Source organism: Arthrobacter sp. 10T413_2, assembly GCF_056394205.1.
Genome location: NZ_JBFTHK010000305.1, coordinates 1 through 2,577, shown reverse-complemented (window position 1 = coordinate 2,577; position 2,577 = coordinate 1). Strand labels below are relative to the sequence as shown.

General features: G+C 69.1%; 2 protein-coding genes and 1 pseudogene. 2 read left to right on the top strand and 1 reads right to left on the bottom strand.

The features are described from left to right. A pseudogene (locus tag AC1DBQ_RS22855) lies at positions 1–799 on the top strand (hypothetical protein); the annotation flags it as partial. Here the strand turns inward: AC1DBQ_RS22855 and AC1DBQ_RS22850 are convergent. After that, complete coding sequence (locus AC1DBQ_RS22850; protein WP_476930684.1) at positions 787–2,091, bottom strand: IS256 family transposase; 1,305 nt, start codon at positions 2,089–2,091, stop codon at positions 787–789. The pseudogene AC1DBQ_RS22855 and the gene AC1DBQ_RS22850 overlap by 13 nt on opposite strands. 219 nt (positions 2,092–2,310) lie before the next feature. Between AC1DBQ_RS22850 and AC1DBQ_RS22845 the strand changes: the two genes are divergently transcribed. Further along, positions 2,311–2,577: hypothetical protein (locus tag AC1DBQ_RS22845; RefSeq protein ID WP_476930683.1), on the top strand; the 267-nt coding region annotated here is incomplete at its 3' end.

Below are 2,577 nucleotides of genomic sequence, written 5' to 3'. Positions count from 1 at the left end.
CTTCCTGGCCCGGGTGGCCCGGGGCTGGGCGGACGCGCTGGATCAGGACGGTGCCGAGCCCTCCGAGGAGCTGYTGCGCCAGYTKCAGGGCGCSTTCATCCGGCGCCGGCGCCACKGCCTGCACCATCTTGAGATTTTCGCGACCACCGAACAGTTCGAGTACCTCCTCACCGTCATGAACACCGGCACCAACCCCCGCACCGGCACCACAAACGCTGCCGGGACCACGAACGCTGCCGGGGCCGCCGTTGAGGGCACGCCTGCCTCTGACGGCCCCGCGGCCAGCGCCGAAACTGCCGCCGGTCACAGCTGGACCGCCCGCGCCGGGACCGCCGACGGTCACGGCTGGGCGGTTGATGCCACCGGAGGTGGCACTGCGGCCTTTGCTGGCTGGGCCGCCGGTGCCGGGACTGCCGCCGGTCACGGCCGGGCATGTGACGCCACCGACGCTGAGGCCACGCCCGCTTCTGCTGGCTGGGCCGCCGAGCCCGCCGGCACGACTTTCGCCGTGGGGTGGGCTCCCAGTGCGGCCGGCGGTGAGTGGCCGGTCACGGGTGCCGGGGCCGGCGTGTCGGCCTGTGATGCCAGGGTCAGCGGCGTGTCGACTCTTGCGGATGCCCAGGCCCCGACCCCGGCCCCGGGGCATCATTCCGTTCCGGATGACGCTCCCGCCGGAGCGGGGCAGCCGGTGCTCGAGGAGGATCGGGGGGCGGAGCGGCTGGATCATCGGTCCCGGGCCCAGCGGCGAGCCTGTCAAGTTGTTTGTGTAAGTGAGGCGGGGTGTCATCAGTTCAGGTAGGGTCCGAGGCGGTCGGGGTAGTTCAGGACGAGGATTCCGAGGGCTTCGCTCCAGCCCTGCGTGGTGGTGCCCTCGATGAGTTTGTCGACGGTCTTGGAGCGGTTCTCGCGGGTCTTGCCGTGCAGTTTGGCCCGTTCCCTGGCGCGTTTGTCTTCGATGTTGCAGATGGCGAGCCAGAGCAGTTTCACGGCGGCCAGGTCGTTCGGGAAATGCCCGCGGTTCTTGGTGACCTTGCGCAGCTGGTAGTTCAGCGACTCGATGGCGTTGGTCGTGTAGATGATCCGCCGGACCGGTGGCGGGAAGGCCAGGAACGGGATGAACTTCTCCCAGCCGTTGCGCCAGGTCCGCACCGTTGCCGGGTATTTCCGGCCGAGCTCGGAGGCCTCGAAGTCATCCAGTGCGTCCTGGGCGGCTTCGGCCGTTGGGGCGGTGTAAACGGGCCGCAGGGCCGCGGCGACCTTCTTGCGGTCCTGGTAGCCGATGAAGCGCATTGAGGCGCGGATCAGGTGCACCACGCAGGTCTGGACCATGGCGGACGGCCAGGTCGCGGCGATGGCCTCGGGGAAGCCGGTGAGCCCGTCGCAGCACACGATGAGCACATCCCTGACGCCGCGGTTGGCCAGTTCGGCGCAGACCCCGGCCCAGAATTTCGCTCCCTCGGCGGCCTCGACCCAGATGCCCAGGACGTGCTTGATGCCTTCCATGTCCACGCCCACGGCKATGTGCGCGGCACGGTTCTGGACCTGGTGCCYGTCACGGACCTTGATGACGATGGCGTCCAGATAGAGGATCGGATAGAGCGGATCCAGCGGGCGCTTCTGCCATTCCAGCACCTCTTCGAGGACCTCATCGGTGATCTTCGAGATGGTCTCCTGCGACAGCTCGGTCCCGAGCGTGGATTCCAAGTGATGGGCGATGTCCCGGACCGTCATCCCGCCGGCGTAGAGGCTGATGATCATGTCATCCAGGCCGCCGGTCCGGCGCGCGCCCTTGGGCACCAGATGCGGGGAGAAGGACCCGTCACGGTCCCGCGGGACGGCCAGATCCACGTCCCCGGCGGATGTCCCGAGGGTCTTMGGATAGGACCCGTTGCGGGAGTTCGGCAGGAACCGCCCGACCGGATCGCCCTTGTCATATCCCAGGTGCCCGGACAGCTCGGCCTGCAGCCCGCGTTCCAGCGAGGCCTTGATCAGCTGCTGGATAAAGCCGTCCTTGCCATCGAGTTCCAACTGCCCGGAATCGATCTGGGCCATCAGTTCGTCAAAGGCGCCGGAGGCCTTCAAAGCGTCCATGCTCCCGGCCGCCGCGGCCCTGCGGGCCAGCTCCTCCGGGAGCACTTCACGGGGTTCAGTCATAGCCACAATGATTCTCCAATCAATCGGCGACTACAGCCCTCCTACACAAACAATCTGACACCCCCCCAGCGGCTGCTGGACGGCCTGGTCGGTGCCTGCGAAATCGCCCTCGCCACCGGCGGCCTGCCCGCCGCGGGCGGGCTCCGGCCCCAGATCATGGTCACCATCGACTACCGCGACCTGCTGACCCGGCTCGGCACCACCCCCGACCGCACTGCCGCCGGTCAGGCAAGCACGACCTGCGGGGCGGACGAAACCGGTGCGGCCGGTCAGGCCGGCCGGCCAGGCGCGGGGGGCGAAGCCGGTGAGGCCGCCGGCCAGAGCGGCCCGGCAGAAGCTCAGGAAACGGCCGGCCAGGCGCGGGGGGCGAAGCCGGTGAGGCCGCCGGCCAGAGCGGCCCGGCAGAAGCTCAGGAAACGGCCG